The organism is Alcanivorax sp. HI0044, assembly GCF_001634945.1.
Window position 1 is genome coordinate 1 of the sequence record NZ_LWEZ01001727.1, and the last position, 1,012, is coordinate 1,012.

Genomic DNA, 1,012 nt, shown 5'->3' on the forward strand with positions numbered 1-1,012 from the left:
AACGAGCTGGCCGGCGCGCTGGAAGGCGCCCGGCACACGCAGCAGGTGGCCATGACAGAATTGCAGCAAGCCCATCGTCAGGCGGAAACCGCCAGCCAGGCCAAAAGCGATTTCCTGGCCATGATGAGCCACGAGCTGCGCACCCCCATGAATGGTGTGCTGGGGATGCTGCAATTACTGGAAGAAACGGCCCAGAACGAGGAGCAGCACGAATACACCGAAGCGGCGCTGGAATCCACCGGTCATCTGCTGGATGTGATTAACGATATCCTCGATTTTTCGCGTATCGAAGCCGGGCGCATGGACCTGGACCCGTCATTCTTCGAATTGCGCCCCCTGCTGCAGAACTGTGTCGCCACTTTTCGTTATGTGGCGGAAAGCAAAGGGCTGTATCTGCGCCTTGAGGGCGACGAAGTGCTGGCAGGCAGGGTGGCGAGGAGTGACCCGACCCGGTTGCGCCAGGTGCTCAGTAATCTGATTTCCAATGCGGTGAAGTTTACCCAGGAAGGGGGCGTCACTGTCACCGTATCGGTGCTGCCGGTTCGGGGAGACTGGCTGGACCTGAGTGTTGCCGTGGCCGATACCGGTATTGGTATTCCAGAGTCCAAACGTTCAAGCCTGTTTAAGGCGTTCTCACAGATTGATTCCTCCACCTCGCGCCGTTTTGGTGGCACCGGGCTGGGGCTGGCGATTGCGCGCAAACTCAGTGAAATGCTCGGTGGCACCCTGTCAGTAGGTAGCCGGGAGGACGAGGGCAGTGTCTTTACGCTGTCGTTGCGCCTGTTGTGCCGTGAGCAGCCGGCGGACAGTGGGCCGGCGGGGCCGGCCAGCCCGATTGAACCGGAGCAACATGTCCTGCATGGGCTGGTGCTGCTGGTGGAAGACAATGTGGTCAATGCCATGGTGGCGCGGCGTATTCTGGAGCAGATGGGCGTCACCGTGGTGACGGCAAGTAATGGCGAGGAGGCGCTGGGAAAAGCGCGCCAGCGAGACTTTGATTGCATTCTCATGG

At 60.2% G+C, this 1,012-nt stretch carries 1 protein-coding gene; it reads left to right on the top strand.

Features of this window, described 5'->3' with window-relative positions; translation table 11 throughout:
- Positions 1 to 1,012: ATP-binding protein (locus A3730_RS26000; protein ID WP_156501374.1), on the top strand; the 1,012-nt coding region annotated here is incomplete at both ends.